Origin of the sequence: Xylanimonas ulmi, assembly GCF_004216535.1 — a bacterium.
Lineage (GTDB): Bacteria > Actinomycetota > Actinomycetes > Actinomycetales > Cellulomonadaceae > Xylanimonas > Xylanimonas ulmi.
Genome location: NZ_SGWX01000001.1, coordinates 3,327,647 through 3,352,088, shown reverse-complemented (window position 1 = coordinate 3,352,088; position 24,442 = coordinate 3,327,647). Strand labels below are relative to the sequence as shown.

Sequence of the window (24,442 nt, the reverse complement as noted above, 5' to 3'; positions counted from 1 at the left end):
GACGCTCAGCGCCCCCATAGCCGCCCCAGCAGTCCGCCCTTGCCCTGCGGGGCGTCGTCGTGCCCACCGCACCACTGGGCGGGCGGCACCTGGTCCTTGACGCTGTCCACGTGCTGGCCGCAGCCCGCCCAGGTCGTCTTGCCGCAGGTCGAGCAGGTGACGGGGTAACACATCGAGGTCTCCTTGGGGATGGCCGGGGGTGTGGGTCGGGGGCGGGCGAGGTGCGGGCGGGCTCAGGCGAGCATGAGGAAGAGCCGCTCCAGCTCCTCGGGGCTCAGCCCCTCGGCCTGCGCGGCGCCCTCGGGGTCGGCGAGGCAGTCACGCATCGCCGTCGAGACGATCGTGAAGCCCGCGCGGTCGAGCGCGCTGGACACCGCGGCGAGCTGCGTGACGACGTCCTTGCACGAGCCGCCGCCCTCGACGGCCGCGATCACGGCGTCGAGCTGGCCGCGCGCGCGGCGCAGCCGGTTGACGATCCGCTTGTGGGCCTGGGCGTCGGGGGTCATCGGACCGGCTCCTTCGCGGGCGCGTCGGCACGGGTGAGCCGGTCGGCCGCGGGTGAGCCGAGCGCCGCGCGCAGCGTGAGCATCCCGCCGGACAACGACGCGGAGTCGAACCCTGCGTGGGTGAGCACACGGTGCGCGATGTGCGCGCGCACCCCCGACTGGCAGGTCACGCGCACCGGCCGCCCGGCGGCGGCCTCGCGCACCTCCTCCAGCCGCTCGCGCAGTTCGGTGTGCGGGATGTTGAGCGAGCCGGGGATGCTCCCCGTGGCGAACTCCTGCCGCGAGCGCACGTCCAGGACCAGCGCCGACGCCATCACCTCGTCGAGGTCGGCCGCGTGCCACAGGCGCAGCGTGCCGTCGAGCACGTTCCCCGCGACCATGCCGGCGAGGTTGATCGGGTCCTTGGCGGCCCCGAACGGCGGGGCGTAGGCGAGGTCGAGGTCGATGAGGTCCTCGGCGCCCAGCCCGGCGCGGATGGCGGTGGCGAGCACGTCGAGGCGCTTGTCGACGCCGTCGGCGCCGACGGCCTGCCCGCCGAGCAGCCGCCCGTCCTGGCCGACGTGGACGACCAGGTGGACCTGGGTCGCGCCCGGGAACCAGCCCGCGTGCTGGGTGGGGTGCAGGTGCAGCGTGTGGTGGCTGATCCCGGCCCGTACGAGCGACTCGCGGTTCGCGCCCGTCAGGCCCGCGGCCAGGCGGCCCACGCGCACGACGGCGGTGCCGACCGCCGCGGGGATGGGCCTGGCGGTCTCGGGGCGCAGGATCGCGTCGGCCACCAGGCGCCCGGCGCGGTTGGCGGGCCCGGCCAAGGGCACGGGGCGCCGCGCGCCGGTGACGGCGTCGGTCGACACGATGGCGTCGCCCGCCGCCCACACGTGCGGCAGGTTGGTGTGGCCGTGCTCGTCGACGACGATCGCGCCGCGCTCGGTCGCCACCCCCGCCGCCGCGAAGACGGCGGTGTCGGGGCGCACCCCGACCGACAGGACGACGAGGTCGGCCTCCAGGCGGGCGCCGTCGGACAGGACGACGACGTCGCGGTCCGCGCCCGACTCGGCGGGCGTGACGGCGGTGGCGGACGTGGACTCGTGGACCGTGACGCCCAGGCGGGTCAGCTCCTCGCGCACCAGGATCGCGAGCTCGGGCTCCAGCGGGGGCAGCACGTGGTCCGCCCGCTCGACCAGGTCGACCGCGACGCCCGCGGCGGCGAGCTGCTCGGCGGCCTCCAGCCCGATGAAGCCCGCGCCCAGCACCACGGCGCGGCGGGCCCCGGCGTCGACCCAGCCGCGGATCGTGACGGCGTCGGGCACGGTGCGCAGCGTGCGCACGCGCGGCGAGTCGAAGCCGAGCACGGCCTGCGCGCCGGGCGCCAGCACGAGCGCGTCGTAGCCGATGGCCTGCTCCCCGTCCGGGGTGCGCACCCGCACGGTGCGCGCGTCGGCGTCGAGGCCGACGACGTTGTGCCGCGTGCGCACGTCCAGGCGCAGCGCGGCCTGGAGCGAGGCGGGGGTCTGGACGAGCAGGGCGTCGGCCGAGCCGATCTCGCCGCCCACGTGGTAGGGCAGACCGCAGCCCGCGAAGGACACGTGCTCACCGCGTTCGAGGACGACGATCTCGGCGGACTCGTCGAGGCGCCGGGCTCGCGCAGCGGCGCTCATTCCGGCGGCGACCCCGCCCACGATGACGATCTTCATGACTCGGAGCATACCCCCGGGGGTTTATGCTCCGGCCGCGACCACCACGTCGGCGCGGCCGCGCCTCACACGACGCGCAGGAAGTGCGGGTTCGACTGCCAGATCTGGGAGACGCGCGAGGCGACTCCGGGCCGCACCGCCTCGACCTGCCGGCCCCCGCCGATGTAGATCGTCACGTGACCGGGCGACCAGATGATGTCCCCCGGCAGCGCCTGCGCCCGCGCGACATGCTGGGTGCGCGCCGAGTTGCGGATCGCCGAGGACTGGTGCGGCAGGCTCACGCCGAGCTGGCCGAAGACGTAGGCGACCAGACCCGAGCAGTCGAACCCCGCCGGGGTGGACCCACCCCACACGTAGGGGATGCCGGTGTACCGCTGGGCGATCGACGCCGCCGCGCCCCAGCCGCCGCGGTCCGCGCTGCGCGAGGCAGCCGGCGTCCGCGACACCGGCGCGACGGGCCGGGGCGGCGGGGCGGGCGTCACGTCGACGGTCTGGACCACGCCGTCGTCGCTCACACGCTCGACGTCGATGCGCGCCTCCTGCGCCACCGTGACCGCGGGCGTCACGGCCAGGGCGTGGCGCGCCTGGTAGCTCAGCTTCTCGACTCGCGCCCGAGTCTCGTCCCCCTCGCCGCCCTGGACGACCGTCCGGCGTGCGGCGGGCACCCGGTCGGCGACGGCGTCGGCGAGCACCACCGCGGAGTCGTCAGCCGACGACACGGGCGCCAAGAACACCATCTCGCCCGTCTCGTCGGCCGAGGCGGGCAGCGGCTCGGCGACCGCGGGGGCCATCGCCGACATCGCGATGCCGCCAGCGGTGGCGACGACGACGGCGCTGCGACCAGCGCCCTTGGCGTCGCCGGCCACGGCCTTGATGGCGCCGGTCAGGGTCGACAGCGTCGCGCGCTCGGCGCGGTGTCGCGCGTGGGTGCGAGAGTTCACGAAGTTCCTCAGGGCCGCAGGTCGGGGAGGGGGCGGCGGGCGGCGCGCGGGCGCACGCCATTCGAGTGGCCACGACGGTAGGCGCCGGGGGTGGGTCGCGCGCGACTTGCTGGCGCGTCCCGCTCGGCCTCCGGTCGAGGATCGACTGCCCCTACCCCGGGGAGGTACCGCGGCGGGCGGGCTCGCGGCCCGGGCTCAGACCAGGATGTCGCGCAGCGCCGCCGCGAACTCCTCGGGCTTGCCCGTCTGGCCGTACTCGCCGCCCAGGAACGCCGCGTGGTCCCCGGGAAGCGCGACCGCCTCGATGTCGAGCTCGCCCGCCAGCGCGCGGGCGGCGCGCGCCGCCATCGTCTCGCCCGACTCGGCGCCGAAGGCCGGGATGACGTGGGTCGTGGACGCCGCCACCGCGGCGATCGCAGGAGTCCAGTGCTGCATGGTGCGCATGTTGACGCCGAGCAGCGCGTCGCCGCGCACGCCGTCGTCGGCCGTGGGCAGCCCGAACTGCGCGGGGTCGGGCGCGGGCTGGTCGAGGAACTGTGTCGCGAGCTCGCCCTCGGTGGAGACGAGCACGATGAACTTGGCCATCCCCGCGCCGAAGCCGTGCGACTCGTAGGTCAGGTGCACGTCGTCCATCGCGGCGGCCACCACGTCGCCGTCGGGCAGCACGGCCGCGAGCGGCGGCTCGTGCAGCACCGCGCGCACCAGGTCATGCGGGAACTGCTGGATCCACGCCAGGCCGTCGACGGCGCCGCCGCTGCTGGCGAACAGGTCGTACGGCCCGAGCCCGACGGCCTCGGCGATCGCATGCAGCGCCGCGCCGCGCGTGGCGGGGTCGGGGTGGGGACCCGCGCCCGTGAGCGTGCTGCGGTCCGCTCCGGGCGGGTCGTAGGCCACCACGGTGCGGTCGGGGAAGTGGCTCACGAGCGTCGCGAACCCCGCGGCGCCCATCGGGCTGCCGATGATGAACAGCGGTCGCGCGGTCGAGGACTCCGAGGGCTCGGACGGGTCGTGGACGTCATAGGTGAGCACGGCTCCGGGGACGGAGAGGGTCGCGGTCTTCGTGGCGGGCACTGCGGGCTCCTTCGCTGGGTATGGCTGGGCTGGGTGGTGGAGCAGACGTCGCGACGGCGCCGAACTCATCGTCGCCTCGGGCGCCCCGGCGCGCAGGTCGAGCGGCCCGCGGGACGCAGAGGGGCCAACCGCGCGTCACCTCGTGCTCACGCGGGCCGCCGCAACTCCGTAGAATCGATTCGACCCCGGTTCGCGTCCGCGGGCTCCCACCCCCGCCCGCGCCCCCCGCGGGCGCCGTCCGACGCCGGAAGGCACCCTCGTGACAGTGACCCCCTCACAGCACGCGCCCACGCCCGGCCGCCCCGGGATCGTCGACCCGCGCCGCGCGACCGTGATCCTCGTCGCGATGGCCGTCTCGACATTCCTGTTCGTGCTGGTCGAGGGCCTGCCGAGCGGCCTGCTCACGCTCATGGCGCCCGACCTGGAGACGACGACGTCGCGCATCGGCCTGCTGGTGACGGGCTACGCGCTCGTGGTCCTGGTCGCCACGGTGCCGCTCGCGCTCTGGACCAAGCGTGTGCCCCGGCGCTGGGTGCTGTCGGCGACCGTCGGGCTCGCCGCCGTGACGACGCTGTGGGCGGGCCTCGCCGACACCTACGAGTCGCTCTTCGCCGCGCGCCTGGTCACCGCGCTGGCCCAGGCCCTGTTCTGGGTCGCGGTCATCCCCGGCACCGTGGGCCTGTTCCCACCGCGCGTGCGCGGCCGGGTCATGGCCCGCCTCGCCCTCGGCAACTCGCTCGCCCCCGTGCTCGGCATCCCCGCGGGCACCTGGCTGGGCGAGCACACCACGTGGCGGGCCGCGTTCTGGGCCGTCGCGGCGCTCTCGCTGGTCATCTTCGTCCTCGTGATCGTGCTGTTCCCGACCGTCAAGCCGTCCGAGGGCGGCGCCTCACGCGCCCCGTTCCCGAGCCGGCGCCGGCTCGGCTTCCAACTGGTCACCACGGCTCTCGTCGTCACCGGGTCGTTCGGGCTCATCACGTTCGTGACCCAGCTCCTTCAGGACGTCGCCGGGTACGCGCGATCCGACATGCCGTGGCTGCTGGCGATCCAGGGCGGGGCCGGTGTGATCGGCGCGCTCGTCGTCGGACGCGTGCTCGACCGGCACTCGTCGGGCTCGCTCATCACGGCGATCGCGATCGTCGCGGTCGCCCAGGTGCTGCTGTGGGCGTTGAGCCCGAACCATATGTTCGCCATCGTGGGGCTCATCCTGTTCGGCGGCGCGTTCGCGACCGTGCCGCCCGCGCTCTCGCACCGCGTGATGCTCGTGGCGCCCGGCTCGACCGACATGGCCGTCGCGGTGTCCTCGGCCACCTTCAACCTCGGCATCGCCTCGGGCTCGGCGCTCGGCGCGGCGCTGACCGCGACGGTCGGGGTGCGCGCGGTCCCGGCCGTCGGCGCCGTGCTGGTGCTGCTCGCCCTGGTGGTCGCGCTCGCCGAGAACCGCCTCAACCCGCCGCTGCCGGTCCACCGCCACGAGGTCGACGCGGCCCTCGCCTCCCCGCAGCCCACCTCCCCGCCCGCCCCCGAAGGATCCGCATGATCGACGACGGCGCCCGCTGCCCCTGCCTGTCGGGCCTCGCCTTCGGTGAGTGCTGCGCGCCCGTCCACCGCGGGCAGCGCCCCGCCGCCACCGCCGAGGCGCTCATGCGCTCGCGCTACAGCGCCTTCGCCGCGGGCGACGACGCCTGGCTGCGCGCCTCCTGGCACCCGAGCACGCGCCCGGCCACGCTCGACCTCGACGACGACGTCGTCTGGCGCCGCCTCGACATCCTCGCCACGCGCGCGGGCGGACCGTTCGACGACGCGGGCGAGGTCGAGTTCGCGGCCGCGTGGCGCCACGCGGCCACCGGTGAGCGCGGCCGCCTGCACGAGGTCAGCCGCTTCATCCGTGAGCACGGCCACTGGCTCTACGTCGACGGCGACCTGCTGCCCTGAGCGCCCGCTACGCGTCCACGAGGCGCGCGAACGCGCTGAGCTGCGCCAGCGCGGCCGGTGTGGAGGGCAGGTGGTCGAGCAGCGCGGGGCTCCACACCAGCCACGCGGCCCACTGCGCGCGTGAGATCGCCACGTTGAGGCGGTTCTTCATCAGCAGGAACTCCATGCCGCGCGGCGCCTCGCCCGCGTCCGACGCCGCGAGCGTCACGATCGCGACCGCGGCCTCCTGCCCCTGGAACTTGTCGACGGTCCCCACCCTCGCCTCGCCCAGCCCGGCGGCGTCGAGCGCGGCGCGCACGCACTGCACCTGCGCGTTGTAGGGCGTCACCACGACGACGTCCGCCGCGGTGAGCGCGCGCGCAGCGCTGTCGGGACCCGCGCCGCCCGGCCCCGCGCGCCAGCTCCTGCCGACGAGCGAGCGGACGATCGCGACGACCTCGGCGGCCTCCTCGGGGGACTCGGTCGACCGCCCCGTGTGCCGCACGGGCCGCAGGTGTAGCCCCGGTGAGACACCGTCGAGATCGCGCAGCGACGCCGTCGGGTGTGAGTGCAACTGGCCCTCGTACGACAGCTCGGACACCGGCCGCGAGACCTGCGGGTGCATCCGCCGGCTCGCGGCCAAGAAGTAGCCGAGCTCGGGCGGCAGCACGTCGTGCCCGTCGGTGACCCAGCCCAGCGCCGAGGTGTCCACCGGCTCGGGGTGCGTGCCCTGTGAGACCTGCGGGAGCTGTTGCGGGTCACCGAGCAGCAGCAGGTTGCGCGCGGCGACGCTCGCCGCGATGGTCGTGGCCAGCGAGTACTGACCCGCCTCGTCGACCACGAGCAGGTCGAGCGAGCGCCGCTCCACCCGGTCGACGTTCGAGAAGTCCCACGCCGTGCCGCCCAGCACGCACCCCCTGCTCGCACGCTCGGCGGCGAACGCCGCGTACTGCGCGCGGGGCACGGCGGTGAAGGCGTGCTCGGCCTCGGCGTCGGCGGGCTCCTTGCCCACCAGATCGGGGTCGAGCCCTGCTCGCACCACGCCGTCCAGCACGTTCTCGACCACGGCGTGCGACTGCGCGACGACGCCGACGCGCCACCCCCGCCGCTCCACGAGCGCGCGGATGACGCGCGCGGCCAGGTAGGTCTTGCCGGTGCCGGGCGGCCCCTGAACCGCGAGGTAGGAGTGGTCGAGGTCGGCGACACTCGCCACGACCGCGCTCAGGGTGTCGCCCTCGCCGTCCGGACCGACCACGACGGGCGCCAGGGCGCCCGAACGCGTGCGCGGCGGGACGCGCCGCAGCACGTCGACCACCGCGTCACGCGGCCACCCGGGGTGATCTCCCGCGGTGGTTGAGCCTGTCGAAACCACTCCACGGTCGGTCCGGGTGGTTTCGACAGGCTCAACCACCGCAGGCTCAACCACCGCGGGGTCGATCAGGCGCTGGGCCCACTCCTCGATGGCGCCCACCTGGGACCCCGCGCTCGGCGGCGGCCCCGGCGTGAGCGCGCTGGGCACCATCGCATGCGACTCGACCCCGGCCGGCAGCGTCTCCTCGACCAGCACCGCGCCGTCGTCGAGCGCCTCGACCACGCGCACGGTCCGCGCCGAGCGCGCGCCAGGGTCGGCCGCCGGGTTCGGGTACGGGCCGGGGTGCTCGTAGAGCAGGTAGGCCTGGCCGCCTGCGGTCGGGCGTGAGCCGGGCGCCCACTCGCCGCGCAGTTCGAGCAGCCGCCGGTCGGTGCGCTGGCGGCCCTCGCGGTACCAGTCGCGCACCACGCGCACGCCCTCGACGCGCAGCACGTCGCGCGTGGCGGCCCAGTCCGCGAGCGGCTCGACGAGCCGCGAGTAGTGCCCCCACCAGAACGACTTCTGCTCACGCCGGTGGTAGTCGATCGCGGCGGCGGCGAGCCCGAGCGCGCGCTGGTCCGCGGTGCGGTCGGCGTCGAGCGGGTCGCCCGCGAGCGCCGCGAGCCGGGCCGCGAGCGGCGAGGCCTCGACCTCGGGCCCGGGCGCCGGCTCGGCCACGGGCGCCGGGGTCACGCCGCGCTCGCGCGCGAGCCCCAGGAGCCAGTCGCGCAGCGCGAGCGTCGAGCGGCAGTCGTAGGCGTTGTAGTCGGCGATGGCGTCGAGCAGCGCGCGGGCCCGCTCCTCGTCGCCGCGCGCGAGCGCGTCACGCGCCGCGGCGTACTCATCGATCGAGGCGGTGGCGGTCTGCACGTCGCCCGAGCGCAGGTCGTCGCCCATGTACAACGGCTCAAGCTTCTTGATCGAGTAGGACCGGCTGCCCACGCGCACCGACCGGCGCACCACCGGATAGAGGTCCACCAGCACGTGCTCGCGCAGGATCTGGTCGACCTCCTGCTCGCCGACGCCGTGCCGGGCCGCGAGCGCCAGCAGGTGCGTGCGCTCGTAGGAGGCGTAGTGGTAGACGTGCAGGCCCGGGTGCCGCAGGCGGCGCTCGCGCAGGTAGTCGAGGAATCCGAGCAGCGCGCGCCGCTCCTCGTCGAACGAGTGCGCCCACCAGGCCCGGAACGTCCCGTCCGCCTCCACGAGCCCGAAGAGGTAGTCGAGCCCCCACCGCGTGCCGTCGCCCTCGGTGTGCAGCGGGTCGCCCTCGAAGTCGAAGAACACGTCGCCCTCATCGGGCTCGGGGATCACGGCGAGCCCCTGCGGGTCGACGACGCGCACCACGGGCGCGCGCGCCGCCCCGCCCGCCTCCGACTCGATCTGCAGCGCCGCCTGCTCGCGCAGCGTGTCGAGCGTCGCCTGGCCGATGCCCTCGACCGCGCCCGACGACGCCGCGAGCCCGTCGATGGTTGTGACGCCCACCGCGGCGAGCCGCGCCCGCTGGCTGGCCCGCAGTCCCGCCACGAGCAGGACGTCGCGGTGGGCGGTCGCCTCGGCGTCGCACACCGCGCACCGCCCGCACACCGACCAGCGCGCGTCGCCCCACGCGGCGGGACCGGGGTCGGCGAGGTGGTCGGCGACGAGGCGTTCGAGGTGCGCGCGCCGCAGCCGGTAGACCGGCTCGACGTCGGCGAGCCGGTGCGTGCTGCGCGCGCCGTCGCCGAGCACCAGGTCGACCTCGTCGGCGACCGGCACGCCCAGCGCGCGCAGCCGCCCGGCGTAGGCGGCCAGTTGCAGCAGCGCGGTGACGCGCGCGTGCCGCGCGAGCTTGGTGTCCTGCACGCGGTAGCGCCCGTCGGGCTCGCGCACCACGAAGTCGGCGAACCCGACGAAGCCCGGGCGCGCGCCACCGTCGGGACCCGTGGCGGGCGGCTCGGCGAACATCGCCTGGAAGACGACGTCGGCGCCCGCGTCGAACGCCGCGCGCGTGGCCGCGAGCGCCGCGCCGACGGCGTCGGGGTCACGCAGCGCGGGCCGGTCGACCACGACGACGCCGCCGCCGCCCTCGTTCGCCGGGCGCGCGGACCCGAACCGTTCCTCGTACTCGCGCAGCACACGCAGCTCGTGCCGCTGCCCGAGCGACGCGGTGCGCGCGAGCATCGGATCGTCCGCTGCGGGCGGGTCCGGGATGCGGCCGAGCCGCGCGTCGAGCGAGCGCAGGAACGCGAGCTCGCAGGTCGCTGCGGCTGTCAGGTCGCTCGCCGACAGCACCAGGTCGTCACCGATCAGGTACACGCTCCACCCCCTCGCCCCGTCACCACACGAGTGTTCGCGTGGAGGTCACCCTCCGGTCTCCCCGCGGCCACCGTGGCGTGAGTACTGTCTGGGGGACGGACAACGAAAGGGACCACGATGACCCTCACCCTCACGCTCGTGCGACACGGGCAGACACAGTTCAACGCCCGCTCGATCTTGCAGGGATCCTCCAACTCGCCACTGACACGCACCGGCCGCGCGGGCGTGCGGTCGACGGCGCACCACCTCGCGGCGTCGGACTTCACCGCCGTGTACTCCTCGCCGTCGGGCCGCGCGGTGGCCACGGCGGTCGAGATCCTGCGGCACCACGAGCACCTGCGCCTGCGGGTCGACGCCGACCTGCGCGAGTATGACTTCGGGGTGTTCGAGCGCCGCCCCGAACGCGAGCTCGAGGCCGTCGAGCCGTGGGCCGACCTGGTTCCGGCCGTGCTCTCGGGCCGCCACCCCGGGCTGCCGAAGGGCGAGTCGGGCGCCGCGTTCATGGGGCGCGTCGCGGGGGTGTTCGAGCGCATCGCCGACGAGCACCCTGAGGGCGACGTGCTCGTCGTCGGGCACGGGCTCACCCTGGGGGCCTACCTGTGGACGGTGCGGCCGGGCCCGCTGGTCCCGCTGCCCAACGCCTCGGTCTCCACGGTGCGCCTCGCCGACGGCGTCGCTCAGGTGGTCGAGGCGGGCCTCGACGTCGCCGGGCAAGGACCGCTCGGCGCCCGCCCTGCTCCCACCCCCATGGCGGCCCCGACCGCCGCGCCCCGCTGACCAGACTCTCGCGTCACAGCCCGCTCACGTCGGCACTTCGTCGTCGGGTCGTCCGCTCGGGGGCACGACCCGACGACGAAGTGCCGAGCGGACGGCCTCAGCGGCGGCCGCCCCCACCAGCGCGCCACCGGTGTTGAGCGCCACGTCCTGCAGCGTGCTCACGCGACCCGGGATGGCGAGCTGCGTCGTCTCGATGAGCGTCGACAACGCGAACCCCGCCCCGGCCACGGCGAGCACGAGCGTCCCGGCGCCCCACGAGCGCCGCGCGTGGGCCACGAGCACCAGGCCCAGCACGCCGAACGGCAGGAACATCACCAGGTTCGACGCCGCCTCCAGGAACGTCACGTCGACGTGAATCCCGACCCGGGCCAGCGCCTCGATGGTGGCGTCGGCCCATCCGGGCACCGACGTGTCCTCAAGCTGCGGCCACATGGTCAGGGTCAACACGGCCGCCAGGTAGACGACGAACAGCCCTCGCAGCCAGCGCATCCGCCCACCCTACGGGCACGCGCCCCGGCCGCAGGCGAGCGGCTGGTGATCGAACGTCGCCGCGGCGCTGCCCTCACCCGCCCCCACGACCTACGCTGACCGCGTGCTGCCGCCGTTCGCCTCCGACAACTACGCCCCCACGCACCCCGAGGTGCTCGCCGCGATCGCGCAGGCCAACGAGGGGTACGCCGTCGCCTACGGCGCGGACCCCTGGACGGCCCGCCTCGCCGAGCGCGTGCGCGAGGTGTTCGGCGCCGGGGCCGCGGCGTTCCCGGTGCTCAACGGCACGGGCGCCAACGTCGTCGCGCTCATGGCGACGACGTCGCGCTGGGCCGGAGTCGTCGCCTCCGACGTCGCGCACCTCAACACCGACGAGGGCGGCGCCCCCGAGCGCGTCGGCGGCCTCAAGGTGCTCACGCGCCCGACGGCGCACGGGCGCCTCACAGTCGGCGACATCGAGGCGTGGGCGGGCGAGCTCGGCGACGTGCACCGCGCGCAGCCCGCCGTGCTGACGCTCACGCAGTCCACCGAGCTCGGCACCGTCTACCGCACGCAGGACCTGCGCGCGCTCGTCGAGGCGGCGCACGCGATGGGGCTCGCGGTGCACGTCGACGGGTCGCGGCTGGCCAACGCCGCCGCGTTCCTGGGAGTGGGCCTGCGGGAGCTGACCACCGACGTCGGCGTCGACATCGTCTCGCTGGGCGCGGCGAAGAACGGCGGCCTGCTGGGCGAGGCCGTCGTGGTGCTGGGGCCCGACGACGCCCCGACCCCGGGCGCCGCGGCCGCGCGCCGGGCGGCGGCTGCGGCCGTGCCGTACCTGCGCAAGTCGACCATGCAGCTCGCCTCCAAGACGCGGTACGTCAGCGCGCAGCTGCTCGCCCTGCTGGGCGAGCCGGGAACCCCGGTGGTCTCGACAGGCTCAACCACCGCGCCGCTGTGGTGGCGCAACGCGGCCGCCGCCAACGCCGCCGCGGCGCGTCTGCGCGCCGGCGTCGAGGCCCTGGGCGGCGACGTCGTGCGACTCACGCGCCCCACGCAGGCCAACGCCGTCTTCGCCACGCTCCCCCGCGACGCCGCCGACCGCCTGCGGGCCCGGACGCTGTTCTACAACTGGGCCGACGGGGAGAGCCCCGAGCGCGTCGAGGCGCGGTGGATGTGTGGCTGGGCAACCAGCGACAGCGACGTGGCGGGATTCCTCGCGGCGCTGGCGCAGTCGCTGTGACGCGTTAGGTTCGCTCTATGAGCACCGAACGCCACACCGCGTCCGCCTCGACGTTCGTCACCCAACCGCCCGAGCGGGTCTGGGCCGAGTTGATGCACCCGGGCGCCCGTTGGATGTTGGGCGCCAACATCGAGTCGGACTTCCAGGTGGGCAGCCCGATCACGTTCGAGGGGCACTTCTTCGGCCGCCAGTTCGAGGACCACGGCACGGTGCTCGCGTTCGAGCGCCCGCGGCTCATGCACTTCACGCACTTCGCGCCCCTGTCGGGCCTGGACGACGTGCCCGAGAACTACCACGACATCCGGATCGCTCTCGAGCCCGCCGACGGCGGCACCCGGATCACCGTGGTGCAGCAGAACATCGACTCGGCCGAGCACGCCCGGGCCAGCCAGGAGCACTGGAGCCACGCCCTGTGCTCGCTCGCGCACAGCGACGGAGCGCACCGCCACTGATGGCCCGGGGCGGGCCCCGCACGGCGGCGACGGCCGCCGTACTGGGCCTCACCCTCACGCTGCTGACCGCGTGCGTCGGCGGGGCCTCACCCGCGACACCCTCCCCCTCACCGACCTCGACATCGCCGCCACCGCCGTCGCCCTCACCCTCGCCCAGCCCGACGACGACGCCCGTGCCCCCCAGCCCGACGCCGCCCAGCGCCTCACCCACCGGCGACCCCCTCGCGGGGTGGACGCTAGAGCAGAAGGTCGGCCAGCTCGTCATGGTGGGCCTGCCGGTCGCGGGCTCACGCGACGTGACCGAGCGTCTGGTCGCCGACCGGCACGTGGGCGGCGTCTTCCTGTCCGGCCGCTCACACGCCGACACCGCGCACGTGCGGGCGCTGGCCGACGCCTACCGGGCGCTGAGCCCCGACCCCGTGCCCCTGCTCGTGGCCACCGACCAGGAGGGCGGGTCGGTCCGGGTGCTCCAGGGCCCCGGCTTCTCGGACATCCCGCCCGCGACGGCGCAGGTCACGCTGCCCGGCCTCGAGGCCCAGGCGACGACCTGGGGCCGCGAGCTCGCGGCGGCCGGGGTCGACGTCGACCTCGCGCCCGTCGCCGACCTGGTGCCGCCCGACCTCGCCGACGCCAACGCCCCGATCGGGCACTTCGAGCGCAACTACGGGTTCACCGCGCCCGACGTCGTGGCCGGGGCGAGCGCGTTCGCCCAGGGTCTGCGCGCGGCCGGAGTGATCCCGACGCTCAAGCACTTCCCGGGCCTGGGCCGCGTCACGGCGAACACCGACACGACCGCGGGCGTGACGGACTCGGTCACGACGTCGCACGACGCCTCGGTCGGCGTGTTCGTCGACCTGCTCGCCCGCACGTCGGCGAGCGCCGGCCCACGCCCGTGGGTCATGGTCTCGACGGCGATCTACGCCCAGATCGACCCGGCGCTGCCCGCGGCGTTCTCCCCCGCCGTGGTCTCGCTGGTGCGCGAGCGCCTCGGGTTCGACGGCGTGGTGGTCACGGACGACGTCTCGGCCGCCCGCCAGGTCCAGGCGTGGTCGCCCGGCGAGCGCGCGGTGGCGGCCGTCGACGCGGGCTGCGACCTCGTGCTCGCCAGCGCCGACCCGTCGGCCGCCGACGCCATGCTCGACGCCCTGGTCGACCGGGCGCGCTCGGACCCGGCGTTCGCCGCCAAGGTCGACGCCGCGGCCGCCCGCGTGGCCGCCGCCAGAGGCTGACGGCGCCGCTCGCGCCACGGCTTCGCTGCGCGCGCCGTCGCACCCGCCGGATGCCGTCACGCCCCTGACGTGGTACGACGGGGGATGGGAACCACCGCTGGCGCCCTGCTCACCGAGCACCTGCGGGTCCAGGTCGCCGCGCTCGCCACCGCCCTGGACGACGTCGTCGCGGACGGTCCGGAGGGGGTGCACGACGCGCGCGTCGCCATCCGGCGCCTGCGCGCTGGGCTCACCGAGTTCCCGCGCATGGTCGACGCCGCCCACGCCCGTGACTTGAACGAGCGTCTGCGCGCGCTGGGCCGCGCGCTGGGTGAGCCCCGCGATCTCGAGGTGTTGCTGGCCCGGCTCGACACGGTCGACGACGCCGCCGTGCGCCGCCGCGCGCACGCCGCGTTGGGGCCGCGCCTGACCCTGGCGCGCGCGGCCGCCGTCGGGCGGCTGGCCACGCCCGAGCACGCGCGGCTGCGCGCCGACCTCGACGAGCTCGCCGCGCGTCCACCGCTGACCGCCAAGGCGCGTGAGCCCTGGCGTGCCGAGGCGCCGCGGGGCGCGCGGCGCGCGGCGCGGCGCGTCACCCGGCGGGTGCGCGCGGCGACGCGGGCCGAGCCGGCCGCGCTCGACGACGCGCTGCACGCGGTGCGGCGTGCGGCCCGACGCGCCCGCTACGCGGCCGAGGTGGTCGGGCGCGGCAAGGGCGGCGTCGCGCGCGACGCGCAGGAGGCGGCCCGCCGGTTCGAGCACGTGCAGGAGGTGCTGGGCCAACAGCACGACGGCGTCGTGCTGCGGCGGGCGCTGGCCCCGCTGCGTGCGGACGCGGTGGCCGCGGGCGAGGACCCGGCGCCGTACGACGCGCTCGCGGCCACCGAGCTCGACCGCGCGACGCTGTCGCTGGCCACGGTCGTGCTGCTGTGATCCGCTACGGCCGCGCGTCGTGCGGGTCGAGGTCGGCGGCTCCCAGCACGTCCAGCAGCCAGGCGTTCTCCTCCGCGATCTGCTCCCAGCGCGCGTAGCGGCCCGAGACGCCGCCGTGCCCGGCCGCCATCTCGACGCGCAGCAGCGCGGGGGCGCCTGCGGCGCGCAGCCGTGCGACCCACTTGGCCGGCTCGACGAACAGCACGCGCGTGTCGTGCAGCGACGTCGTCGCCAGGATGCGCGGGTAGTGCGCGGCGCCGTCGGGTCCGGGCGGCACGTTCTCGTACGGCGCGTACCCGCGGATGTAGGCGTACGCCTCGGGGTCGTGCAGCGGGTCGCCCCACTCCTCCCACTCGGTCACGGTCAGCGGCAGCGAGGGGTCGAGGATCGAGGTCAGCGGGTCGACGAAGGGCACGGCCGCGTGCACGCCCGCGAACAGCTCGGGGGCGAGGTTCACGACGGCGCCGATGAGCAGCCCGCCCGCGCTGCCGCCCTCGCCGGCCATGCGGTCGGGGGTCGTCCAGCCCACCTCGACCAGGCGCCGCGCGACGGCGATGAAGTCGGTGAAGGTGTGGCGCTTGGCGAGCAGCTTGCCCTCGTCGTACCAGCGCCGGCCGAGCTCGCCGCCCCCGCGCACGTGCGCGACGGCGAACACGACCCCACGGTCGAGCAGTGAGAGCCGCGGCACGGAGAACCACGGGTCGAGCGAGTACTCGTAGGCCCCGTACCCGTACAGCAGCAGCGGCGCCGGGGCTTGCGGGGCGCCGTCGACGTCGACGGCGTCGCGCCGCCACACGAGTGACACGGGGACGCGGGCGCCGTCGGGCGCGATCGCCCACTCGCGGCGTTGGGCGTAGTCGTCCGGGTCGTAGCCGCCGAGCACGGGCTGGCGCTTGCGCAGCAGCATCTCGCCGGTGGCGAGCACGTGGTCGTAGACGGCGCGCGGCGTCGTGAACGACTCGACGACGACGCGCACGGTCGGCTGGTCGGGCAGCGGCGAGGCGTCGAGCGCCACGGTCTCCAGCGCCTGCCCCGTGCTGACCTCGCGCCATTGACCCGCCTTGCCTGCGCGCCCCGCCGCGAGCAGCGCCTCCAGGTCGGCGACGGCGACGCGCGCCGTCGCCTCACGCCGGTAGCTCAGCACAGCGTGCCGCGCGAACGCGTCCACGGCCTCCAGCCGCGTCCCCGACTCGTGCGGCACGACGACGAACGAGCGCTCGGGCGCGAACGCCCCGGGCCGCTCCCATCCCTCGCGTGGCCCGAGCTCGACGGCGGCGAGCTCGAAGTCCTGCGCGCCGTCGTTGTGCAGCACCAGCAGGTGCCCCGCGGCGTCCTCGACCGTGTACTCGACGCCCTCGCGTCGGGGCCAGACGACGAACGGGGGCGTCGTCGCCTCGTCGGCGGGCGTCAGGCGCACCTCGCTCGTGAGCTTGGAGGCGAGCTCGATCTGCACGAACCGCCGCGAGCGCGAGAGCCCCACCCCGACCCAGAACCGTTCGTCGGGCTCGTCGGCCACCAGGACGTCGTCCGCGACGGGGCCGCCGATCCGGTGCCGCCACACGCGCGAGGGCCGCCACGCGTCGTCGACCGTCGTGTAGAAGACGTGCGCGCCGTCGGGGGTGAGGGCGACGCCGGGCGAGGTCTGCTCGATCTCGTCGGGCAGGTCGACGCCGGTCGCCAGGTCCCGCAGCCGCAGCGTGTAGCGCTCGTCGCCCTGGGTGTCGACCTGGTAGGCGAGCAGGCGCTCGTCGGCGCTGACCTCGGCGCCGCCGAGCGCGAAGAAGTCATGGCCCTGTGCGAGCGCGTTCTCGTCGAGCAGCACCTGCTCCCCCTCGGGCGCGACGCCGGGTTCGAGCGTGGGCGGCTCCCATCCCGCGGCGCCGCCCGCCGTCCCGCTCACCGGCACGCGCGCGTGCACCGCGTAGGCCTGCCCCTCGACGGTGCGCGTGTAGTACCAGGACGCGCCGAGCCGCACGGGCGCCGACAGGTCGGTCTCGAGCGTGCGGCCCTTGATCTCGGCGAACAGCCGCTCGCGCAGCGGCCGCAGGTGTGCGGTGCGTGCCCGCGTCCACGCGTCCTCGGCCTCCAGGTGCGCGACGACGGCGGGATCGTCGGCGTCGCGCAGCCACTCGTAGTCGTCGGTGACGACGTCGCCGTGGTGGGTGCGGGTGATCGGGCGGCGGGCCGCGACGGGCGCGACGGCGTCTGCGGCGGGTTCGGGCTCTGGCACGCGGTCAGGCTACGCGTCGGCGTCGGCGACGCGCAGGGCCGCGCCTCACGTCGGCCGGACCCGCTCTGTGACCGGACTGTGACCCACGCATGTGATCAGATCGTGTTCTTTTGGTCACACGAGGCAACTACACTCGCGGCCACGTCCAACCGGTTGTCCTGCATGGCCTATTCAGTTTTGCTTCATAGGTCGGTGGGTGGCCCCGGACGACCAGCGGGGCCACGACCCGCTCAGTTCCGACCACGGAGGGCCGATGACGACGGACCGACCGATCCCGGGGAGCGCCCACGACGCTCCCCGACCGCACGAGCAGACACCCGCGCGCCCGCGCCGCGGCTGGCGCCGCCTGGCCACGCTGGCCCTCGCGGCCGCGCCGCTGGCGTTCGCGTCGCCCGCCGCCGCCGCCCCCGGCGACGCCAACTGCACGCCCGACGCCGTCGCGTGCGTCGCGGTGCTCGTGCTCGACGCCGACAACAACCGCATCCCCGACGTGCGCGCGACCATCAGCGGTGACGGCTTCAGCGTCGACGTCGTCACCTCCGCAGACGCCGTCACCTCGGTCGAGGCGCCCGGGCCAGGCGAGTACACCGTCACACTCGACCCGGCGACGCTGCCGGCCGACAAGCAACTGCCCGCAGGGGCGCCGTCGTCGGCGACCGTCACCGGTCAGGTCGGCTCCACCGCCCGCGCCGCCTTCCGCGTCGGCGAGGGAGCGCAGGCCCCCGAGCAGACCGCCACGCCGTCGGACACCACCACGAGCGCCACCGGCGACAACGCCGGCGGCAGCGGCGCAGACGAGAGCGTGGGCCAGACGCCCGAGGGCGACGCCTCGACGCGCGACCTCACGCTCGGCCAGGTGTGGCAGCAGGTCGGCTCGGGCCTACGGTTCGGGCTCCTGCTGGCGCTCGCCTCGATCGGCCTCAACCTCGTGTTCGGCACCACGGGCCTGTCGAACTTCGCACACGGCGAGCAGGTCACGCTCGGCGCCGCGGTCGCCTTCCTCGCCATCCACTCCTGGGGGCTGGCGGTCTGGATCGCACTGCCCGTCACGCTCGTGCTGTGCGGCGCGACCGGCTGGCTGCAGGACGCGGCGATCTGGCGGCCGCTGCGCAAGCGCGGCACCCCGGTCATGCAGGCCATGATCGTCACGATCGGCCTGTCGATCGCACTGCAGTTCCTCATCCAGATGCTCATCGGCGGGCGGTCGCTGCGCGTCATCTCGGGCAACCCGCAGCCCGTGCACCTCGCGGGCATCACCCTCTCCCGCTCGTCGTGGATCTCGATGGCCATCGCCGCCGTCTGCATCGCGGGCATCGCGTGGTGGCTGACGCGCACCCGCATCGGCCGGGCCACGCGCGCCGTGTCCGACAACCCGGCGCTCGCGGCGGCCACAGGCATCAACCCCAACACGATCATCCGGGTCGTGTGGGTCATGGCGACGACGTTCGCCGGGCTGTCAGGCATCCTCGTGGCGATCTCGTTCGGCTCGTTCAACTGGTCGCTCGGCCTGCAGCTCCTGCTGCTGATGTTCGCGGCGGTGACCCTCGGCGGGCTCGGCACGGCGTTCGGCGCCCTGGTCGGCTCGATCCTCATCGGGCTGGTCGTCGAGCTGTCCAACCTCGTCATTCCGAGCGACCTGCGCTACGCGTCGGCGCTCGTGATCCTCATCCTCGTGCTCCTGGTCCGGCCGCAGGGCATCCTCGGCCGCCGCGAGCGGATCGGCTGAAAGGAGTACGGACATGGATGAGCTGACTCGCATCCTCACCCAGGCCCTGGCCGAGCTCGTGGCCCCGACGACGGCGGCCTACGCCCTCGCCGCGATCGGCCTCAACCTGCACTTCGGGTACACCGGACTGCTCAACATGGGCCAGGCGGGCTTCATGCTGGTAGGCGCCTACGGGTTCGGCATCGCCACCATCGCGGGGGCCCCGTTCGTCCTGGCGATACTCATCGCCATCGCGGCGGGCACGGTGTTCGCACTGATCCTGGGCATCCCCACGCTCAAGCTGCGCGGCGACTACCTGGCCATCGTGACCATCTCGGCCGCCGAGATCGTGCGCTGGCTGGGCCGCTCGACCGCCTTCCAAGAGTGGACGGGCGGCGCCTCGGGCCTGCTCGGCAAGTCCTACAAGGAGACGTTCCAGGCGCTGTCGTTCCTGCCCGAGGGACGCACCGCCATCGGGCCGCTGGAGTACATCAACAACGGGTCGGACTCGTGGTGGACCCGGCTGTTCGCCTGGGCGCTGGTCGCCGCCGCGCTGCTGTTCGTCTACCTGGCCACGCGCAGCCCGTGGGGGCGCGTGCTCAAGGGCATCCGCGAGGACGAGGACGCCGTGCGCGCCCTCGGCAAGAACGTGTACGCCATGAAGATGCAGGCCCTGGTGCTGGGCGGGGTGCTCGGCGCGCTGGGCGGCGTGCTGTACGTGCTGCCCTCGGCGATCACGCCCGACGCCATGGGCCGCACCATGACGTTCTTCACGTGGACCGTGCTGCTGCTGGGCGGCGCCGCGACCCTGTTCGGCCCGGTGCTCGGCTCGATGCTGTTCTTCTTCGTCTACATGCTGCTGCGCACCGGCATGCGGACCGGGCTGAGCTCGGCGCTCGGCGCCACCCAGGTCGAGCAGATCGGCGGAATGCTCGTGGGCGTCACGCTCATGCTGCTGGTGATCTTCCGCCCGCAGGGCATCCTCGGGAACAAGAAGGAGTTGTCGTTCCATGGCCACTGAGACCACCGCGACGCTCGCCGAGCCTGTCGTCGGCTCGCCCAAGCCCGACCCGATCCTCGTGGTCGACGGCGTCCAGCGCCGCTTCGGCGGCATGACCGCCGTCGACGTCGACCACCTGGAGGTGCAGCGCGGCGTCATCACGGCGCTCATCGGACCCAACGGGGCCGGCAAGACGACGCTGTTCAACCTGCTCACCGGGTTCGACCAGCCCGGGCAGGGCACGTGGTCCTTCGACGGGCGGCCCATCGCGGGCAAGTCGGGGGCGAGCGTGGCCCGCGCCGGCATGGTGCGCACCTTCCAGCTCACCAAGGCCCTGTCTCGCCTGACGGTGCTGCAGAACATGCTGCTGGCCACGCCGCACCACCCCGGCGAGCGGTTCTGGCTGTCGTGGCTGCCGTTCACCTGGCGCGCCCACGAGCGGGCCGCCGAGGCCAAGGCGCTCGAGATCCTGGAGCGGTTCAAGCTCGACGCCAAGCGCGACGACTACGCGGGCTCGCTGTCGGGCGGCCAGCGCAAGCTGTTGGAGATGGCCCGGGCCCTGATGACCGACCCGACCATGATCATGCTCGACGAGCCCATGGCCGGGGTGAACCCGGCCCTGGTGCAGTCGCTGCTGGGGCACGTGCAGGCGCTGCGCGACGAGGGCATGACGGTGCTGTTCGTCGAGCACGACATGCACGCCGTGCGGCACATCTCCGACTGGGTCGTGGTCATGGCCGAGGGCCGCGTGGTGGCCGAGGGGCCGCCGTCAAGCGTCATGAGCGACCCCGCCGTCGTGGACGCCTACCTGGGCGCGCACCACGACACCGACCTGGGAGACGACGCCCTGCTCGACCCGGCGATGCTCGCCCGGCTCGAGAGCGAGGAGGAGAAGCGATGACGGACACGACCCCCGCCCCCGTGGCCGACCCGATCGAGGCCGCGAGCGCCCCGCCGTCGGGCGGCCGCGAGGCGCTGTTGCGCGCCGAGGAGATCGTGGCGGGCTACCTGCCCGGGGTGAACATCCTCAACGGGTGCTCGATCGAGGTCGGCAAGGGCGAGCTCGTGGGCATCATCGGCCCCAACGGCGCCGGCAAGTCGACGCTGCTCAAGGCCCTCTTCGGCCTGGTGCCGGTGCGCTCGGGCCGCGTGACGCTCGGCGGACAGGACATCACGGGGCTGCGCGCCAACCGCCTCGTGGCCCGCGGCGTCGGGTTCGTGCCGCAGACCAACAACGTGTTCCCCTCGCTCTCGGTCGAGGAGAACATGCGCATGGGCGTGTTCCTGCGCCCTCGGGCGTTCGCGGAGCGGTGGGCGTTCATCGCCGACCTGTTCCCCACGCTCTACGACCGGCGCGCGCAGCGGGCCGGGGCGATGTCGGGCGGGGAGCGGCAGATGGTCGCGATGGCCCGCGCGCTCATGATGAACCCGTCGGTGCTGCTGCTCGACGAGCCGTCGGCGGGCCTGTCGCCCGTGCGGCAGGACGAGACGTTCCTGCGCACGCGCATGATCAACAAGTCGGGCGTCTCGGTGATCATGGTCGAGCAGAACGCCCGCCGCTGCCTGCAGATCTGCGACCGCGCGTACGTGCTCGACCAGGGCAAGGACGCCTACACGGGCACCGGCAGGCAGCTCCAGGCCGACCCCAAGGTGGTCTCCCTCTACCTCGGCACCCTCGCCGAGAGCGCCACGCCGTAGCCCGAGCCCCGCAAGGCCCCGCGCATGATGCGGCCCGGCGCCCTCGCCATTGAGGGGGCCGGGCCGCAGTCTGTGTCAGGTCAGGGCTTGCCCTCGACCGACTTCACATAGGTGTAGTTGTTGTCGGCCCCGTACTTGTAGATGCCGATGAACGCCGACGACGGGTCGTTGTTCTCGTCGAGCGGGCCGATGCCGGACTGGCCCTTGTAGGCGATCTCCTTGCCGTCCTCGAGCGCCTTGACGCCGTCGGCGAACGAGGTGACCTCGACCGCGCCGTCCTCGGAGCCCGAGACCGCACGGATGTTCTTGGAGATCGTCTCGCCGTCGGTCGCGCCGCCACGCACCGCGGCGAGGGCGACGAGGATCGTGGCGTCGTAGGACTCGGCCGCGTACGAGAAGTCGTTGAGCTCGCCGTTGTCGTTGGCCGTCGACCACTCCTTGAGCCGGTTGCGGAAGTCGTCGCCCGACTGTGCGCCCGGCAGCGTGCCCTGCACACCCTCCAGCGTGCCCGGGTCGAACTGGTCGCCGTAGTTGGACAGGTTGCCGTCGACGAAGTAGGTCGAGCCGTTGAAGCTCCAGCCCTGGGCCGCGAGCTCGTTGATGATCGCGACGGTCTCCTCGAACGCGACGATGGCGATGGCGTCGGGCTTCTGCGCGAGCAGCGCGGTCACCTGGGCGCCGAAGTTCGTCTCACCGGGGGCGAACTCCTCGCCGGCGCCCTGGGCGCCGTAGACCGCCTCGGCGCCGCCGGCCTCGATGGTCTTCTCGATGTTGTCGCGCAGGCCGTTGCCGTAGGCCTCGTTCTGCACGAGGAACCCGACCTTGGTGTGCCCGTCGTCGAGGATCTGCGCGCCGAGCGCGGCGCCCTGGACGGTGTCCGGCGGGGCCGTGCGGGCGAAGTACTCGCCGTAGCCCGACAGGTCGGTCGCGGTGTTGGCCGGGGAGACCTCCATGACGCCCGCCTCGGCGAACTGGTCGACGACGGCGAGCGAGACGCCCGACGACGCCGCGCCGATCACGGCCGAGACGCCCTTGCCGATGAGGTCGGTCGCGGTGCCACGGGCGACCGACAGGTCGGTGGTGTCGCCCGAGTCGCCCGCCTCGACGCTGACCGTGTTGCCGAGCACGCCGCCGGCCTCGTTGATGTCGGCGACCGCCAGTCCGACGCCGGCGATCTCGGGCGGGCCGAGGAAGGAGAGGGTGCCCGTGACCGGCAGGATGGTGCCGATCTTGAGCGGGTCGGCGCTGGCGCCGTTCGCCGAGCCCTCCTCGGACGGCGAGCCCTCGCTGGAGCTGGCGCACGCCGCGAGGCCGAGGCCGAGGACCGTGGCGAGGGCGACGCCCTTCGCGGCCGTGATTCGTCGGATCATGTGGTTCCTCCGGTTGTTCACCTACGCCGAATACGGCATGTAGTGGCGGCGAAGATAGCGAGAAAGTGTGACGTACGGGTGTCGCTCACGTCACAGGCGGGGCATCGTGACAAGACCGTGACCATCGAACCGGGCGCAAACAGGGAGCACAGCCGGAGAAGGGGGTAGCGCGGCCGGGACCCGTCGCGTAGCGTTCTGCTTCGTTGCAGTGCCTCGGTTGTCCCGGACGGTCCCCCGTCCTGCGTCGGGGGTCGCGCAGAAGATGTGCGCGGCCTGAGACGAACCTTGTTCTACCAAGAGTTGACGACGAACACCGTGATGCACGACCTCGGACGTCGAGGTCGTCACTCTTGAAGGAGAGCAGGACATGGCTACCGGAACCGTGAAGTGGTTCAACGCGGAGAAGGGCTACGGCTTCATCGCCCCCGAGGACGGCTCGCAGGACGTCTTCGCGCACTACTCGGCCATCCAGACCAATGGCTACCGCAGCCTTGAGGAGGGTCAGCGCGTCGAGTTCGACACCGCGCAGGGCCCCAAGGGTCTGCAGGCGGAGAACATCCGCCCGCTCTGATCCCCGAGGCGGAGCGGCCGAAGGCCGCACCACACTCAGATCACAGCACGACGACGGCCGGTCGCCCCTCGGGGCGGTCGGCCGTCGCCGTGTGCGGGGGCCGCTCTGCGGCGTCGCCTCCGACCCGTCTGGACCTGATGGACCGTTTTCCGCCATAGTGGGCGCCGCCACCGCCAGTCGAGCGTCGAGGGAGGACGGATGGCCGCGCGATTCAACCCGCCCCCCGGTTGGCAGGTCCCGACGGGGTTCCGGCCCGAGCAGGGCTGGGCGCCCGACCCGTCCTGGCCGCCGGCCCCGCCCGGCTGGGAGTACTGGGTCGAGGACGCCCCGACGACGGCGCAGCCCGCCGTGGCCGCCACCGCCACCGCCACACCCCAGCGCACCCGCTCGGTCGCGCGCACCGCCGCCGCGATCCCGCTGCCGGACGGCCCGCTCGGCCGCCCCCCGGCCCCGCCGACCACGTCCGCGCCGACCACGTCCGCGCCGTCGTCCGCGTCGTCGTCGGCGGCGCCGGGCACGCGCCGCCCGTCGCGCGCACAGCCGGGCCGCGGGCTCATCGCCACTGTGGCGCTCTCCTGCCTCGCGCTCGGCGTGATCATCGGCGTGGTCGCGTCGGTGGCGCGCGCCTCGGACGCCGCCCAGGCCCTGACCGACGCGCGCAGCGCGCAGGCCCAGGTGGCCCAGGACCGCAAGGACCTCGACGCCGAGCGTGCGTCGCTCGCGAAGGAGAAGGAGGCCGTCGCCCAGCGCGAGGCCGACGTGACGGCGCGCGAGCAGGCCGCCACGCAGAAGGAGGCCGAGCAGACCGCCCGGCAGCAGGAGCTCGACACGCGGGCCGCCCGGCAGTCCACCCCGTCGCCGACTCCCGGGGCCAGCAATCCCACGACCGACGGCCTCACGGGTCTCCAGACGTGCGGCCAGCTACGCCGCAGCGGCGTGAGCACCCCGATCGCCGAGGGCGACCCCGGCTACTCCCGAGCGCTCGACCGCGACAACAACGGCATGGCCTGCGAGTGAC

22 protein-coding genes are annotated in these 24,442 nt (G+C 74.4%); 13 read left to right on the top strand and 9 right to left on the bottom strand.

Features of this window, described 5'->3' with window-relative positions:
• Window positions 1–5: 5 nt before the first annotated feature.
• From EV386_RS18395 to EV386_RS15415, 5 genes are all read right to left on the bottom strand, one after another.
• The gene (locus tag EV386_RS18395) at window positions 6–173 is read right to left on the bottom strand and encodes a hypothetical protein (RefSeq protein WP_165399963.1); all 168 of its coding nucleotides are present in this window, start codon (window positions 171–173) and stop codon (window positions 6–8) included.
• A 60-nt stretch (window positions 174–233) separates the two neighbouring features.
• Window positions 234–506 carry a metal-sensitive transcriptional regulator gene (locus tag EV386_RS15430; RefSeq protein WP_130416209.1) on the bottom strand — a complete coding sequence of 91 codons (273 nt, stop codon included), beginning with the start codon at window positions 504–506 and terminating at the stop codon, window positions 234–236.
• On the bottom strand, window positions 503–2,197 hold the full coding sequence (locus EV386_RS15425; protein WP_130416208.1) for an FAD-dependent oxidoreductase: 1,695 nt from the start codon (window positions 2,195–2,197) through the stop codon (window positions 503–505). The genes EV386_RS15430 and EV386_RS15425 overlap by 4 nt, the downstream gene beginning before the upstream one ends.
• Before the next feature lie 65 nt (window positions 2,198–2,262).
• Complete coding sequence (locus EV386_RS18870) at window positions 2,263–3,138, bottom strand: C40 family peptidase (protein ID WP_278025450.1); 876 nt, start codon at window positions 3,136–3,138, stop codon at window positions 2,263–2,265.
• Between the two features lie 195 nt (window positions 3,139–3,333).
• The gene (locus EV386_RS15415) at window positions 3,334–4,209 is read right to left on the bottom strand and encodes an alpha/beta fold hydrolase (protein ID WP_130416207.1); all 876 of its coding nucleotides are present in this window, start codon (window positions 4,207–4,209) and stop codon (window positions 3,334–3,336) included.
• 265 nt (window positions 4,210–4,474) lie between these two features.
• On the opposite strand from EV386_RS15415, the gene EV386_RS15410 reads away from it, so the two are divergent.
• Window positions 4,475–5,749 carry an MFS transporter gene (locus tag EV386_RS15410; RefSeq protein ID WP_242607995.1) on the top strand — a complete coding sequence of 425 codons (1,275 nt, stop codon included), beginning with the start codon at window positions 4,475–4,477 and terminating at the stop codon, window positions 5,747–5,749.
• The gene (locus EV386_RS15405; protein ID WP_207216548.1) at window positions 5,746–6,144 is read left to right on the top strand and encodes a YchJ family protein; all 399 of its coding nucleotides are present in this window, start codon (window positions 5,746–5,748) and stop codon (window positions 6,142–6,144) included. Before EV386_RS15410 ends, EV386_RS15405 begins: the two co-directional genes overlap by 4 nt.
• A gap of 7 nt (window positions 6,145–6,151) precedes the next feature.
• Here EV386_RS15405 and EV386_RS15400 read toward each other — a convergent pair whose 3' ends face one another.
• Complete coding sequence (locus tag EV386_RS15400) at window positions 6,152–9,769, bottom strand: TM0106 family RecB-like putative nuclease (protein WP_130416206.1); 3,618 nt, start codon at window positions 9,767–9,769, stop codon at window positions 6,152–6,154.
• A 117-nt stretch (window positions 9,770–9,886) separates the two neighbouring features.
• Here EV386_RS15400 and EV386_RS15395 point away from each other — a divergent pair, with 117 nt between their 5' ends.
• Window positions 9,887–10,546 carry a histidine phosphatase family protein gene (locus EV386_RS15395; RefSeq protein WP_130416205.1) on the top strand — a complete coding sequence of 220 codons (660 nt, stop codon included), beginning with the start codon at window positions 9,887–9,889 and terminating at the stop codon, window positions 10,544–10,546.
• A 24-nt stretch (window positions 10,547–10,570) separates the two neighbouring features.
• On the opposite strand, the gene EV386_RS15390 is transcribed toward EV386_RS15395, so the two are convergent.
• Window positions 10,571–11,035 (bottom strand): VanZ family protein, encoded by a 465-nt coding sequence (locus EV386_RS15390; RefSeq protein ID WP_130416204.1) that lies wholly within the window; start codon window positions 11,033–11,035, stop codon window positions 10,571–10,573.
• Between the two features lie 103 nt (window positions 11,036–11,138).
• Here EV386_RS15390 and EV386_RS15385 point away from each other — a divergent pair, with 103 nt between their 5' ends.
• The 4 genes from EV386_RS15385 to EV386_RS15370 all read left to right on the top strand — a co-directional run bounded on the left by EV386_RS15385 (window position 11,139) and on the right by EV386_RS15370 (window position 14,850).
• Window positions 11,139–12,257 carry a threonine aldolase family protein gene (locus tag EV386_RS15385; protein WP_423218981.1) on the top strand — a complete coding sequence of 373 codons (1,119 nt, stop codon included), beginning with the start codon at window positions 11,139–11,141 and terminating at the stop codon, window positions 12,255–12,257.
• 17 nt (window positions 12,258–12,274) lie between these two features.
• A complete protein-coding gene (locus EV386_RS15380; RefSeq protein ID WP_130416202.1) occupies window positions 12,275–12,709 on the top strand; it encodes an SRPBCC family protein in 435 nt (144 codons plus the stop codon).
• A gap of 173 nt (window positions 12,710–12,882) precedes the next feature.
• Window positions 12,883–13,938: a glycoside hydrolase family 3 N-terminal domain-containing protein gene (locus EV386_RS15375; protein WP_242607994.1), complete on the top strand. Its 1,056-nt coding sequence runs from the start codon at window positions 12,883–12,885 to the stop codon at window positions 13,936–13,938.
• 84 nt (window positions 13,939–14,022) lie between these two features.
• A complete protein-coding gene (locus EV386_RS15370) occupies window positions 14,023–14,850 on the top strand; it encodes a CHAD domain-containing protein (RefSeq protein ID WP_130416200.1) in 828 nt (275 codons plus the stop codon).
• Between the two features lie 4 nt (window positions 14,851–14,854).
• Here EV386_RS15370 and EV386_RS15365 read toward each other — a convergent pair whose 3' ends face one another.
• Window positions 14,855–17,080, bottom strand: coding sequence for a S9 family peptidase (locus EV386_RS15365; RefSeq protein WP_130416199.1), 2,226 nt, complete (start codon window positions 17,078–17,080; stop codon window positions 14,855–14,857).
• Between the two features lie 253 nt (window positions 17,081–17,333).
• Between EV386_RS15365 and EV386_RS15360 the strand changes: the two genes are divergently transcribed.
• Genes EV386_RS15360 through EV386_RS15345 form a run of 4 tightly spaced genes read left to right on the top strand, consistent with a single transcriptional unit; the run spans window position 17,334 to window position 21,483 of the window.
• Window positions 17,334–18,806, top strand: coding sequence for a branched-chain amino acid ABC transporter permease (locus tag EV386_RS15360; protein WP_130416198.1), 1,473 nt, complete (start codon window positions 17,334–17,336; stop codon window positions 18,804–18,806).
• 13 nt (window positions 18,807–18,819) lie between these two features.
• Window positions 18,820–19,806: a branched-chain amino acid ABC transporter permease gene (locus tag EV386_RS15355; RefSeq protein WP_130416197.1), complete on the top strand. Its 987-nt coding sequence runs from the start codon at window positions 18,820–18,822 to the stop codon at window positions 19,804–19,806.
• Entirely contained in the window at window positions 19,796–20,686 is an 891-nt protein-coding gene (locus tag EV386_RS15350; RefSeq protein ID WP_130416196.1) for an ABC transporter ATP-binding protein, read from the top strand. Before EV386_RS15355 ends, EV386_RS15350 begins: the two co-directional genes overlap by 11 nt.
• On the top strand, window positions 20,683–21,483 hold the full coding sequence (locus EV386_RS15345) for an ABC transporter ATP-binding protein (protein WP_130416195.1): 801 nt from the start codon (window positions 20,683–20,685) through the stop codon (window positions 21,481–21,483). The genes EV386_RS15350 and EV386_RS15345 overlap by 4 nt, the downstream gene beginning before the upstream one ends.
• Before the next feature lie 80 nt (window positions 21,484–21,563).
• Here the strand turns inward: EV386_RS15345 and EV386_RS15340 are convergent, their stop codons facing one another.
• Entirely contained in the window at window positions 21,564–22,853 is a 1,290-nt protein-coding gene (locus tag EV386_RS15340) for an ABC transporter substrate-binding protein (protein ID WP_130416194.1), read from the bottom strand.
• A 367-nt stretch (window positions 22,854–23,220) separates the two neighbouring features.
• On the opposite strand from EV386_RS15340, the gene EV386_RS15335 reads away from it, so the two are divergent.
• Both EV386_RS15335 and EV386_RS15330 read left to right on the top strand, forming a co-directional pair.
• Window positions 23,221–23,424, top strand: a complete 204-nt coding sequence (locus EV386_RS15335) for a cold-shock protein (RefSeq protein ID WP_129205215.1) — start codon at window positions 23,221–23,223, stop codon at window positions 23,422–23,424.
• A gap of 198 nt (window positions 23,425–23,622) precedes the next feature.
• Window positions 23,623–24,441, top strand: coding sequence for an excalibur calcium-binding domain-containing protein (locus EV386_RS15330; protein ID WP_130416193.1), 819 nt, complete (start codon window positions 23,623–23,625; stop codon window positions 24,439–24,441).
• Window position 24,442 lies beyond the last annotated feature (1 nt).